The 265-nt window shown below is 37.4% G+C and carries 1 riboswitch.

Going from position 1 to position 265, the window contains the following annotated elements:
* Positions 1 to 157: 157 nt before the first annotated feature.
* Positions 158 to 217: riboswitch (Fluoride riboswitch) on the bottom strand.
* Positions 218 to 265: the final 48 nt, after the last annotated feature.

The raw sequence follows: 265 nt of genomic DNA, 5'->3' as shown, positions 1-265 counted from the left end.
AAAGGGAAATCATATCCCCACCAAGAATGGGTAAACACTCCCAAGTAATATCTAAGCAGACTGCCAATTATTCCGCCTGTTCCCACTAACAAATAAATCATTTTATACCACCTCTTTCAATCATTTAGGCAAAAAAATAGACTCCTACCCATCTATAAAGTGGGTAGGAGTCATTAGCACGATGGCAATTACGGCGAACTCCATCGCCTATATATTTAAGCCTTTAGTATTTTTCATTTTAAGCGATAAACCTGCTTATTTCAAG

Origin of the sequence: Cobetia sp. SIMBA_158, assembly GCF_046566945.1 — a bacterium.
Taxonomy (GTDB): Bacteria; Pseudomonadota; Gammaproteobacteria; order Pseudomonadales; family Halomonadaceae; genus Cobetia; species Cobetia amphilecti.
The sequence above is the reverse complement of the archived record's forward strand: the minus strand, read 5'-3'. Positions and strand labels throughout refer to the sequence as shown.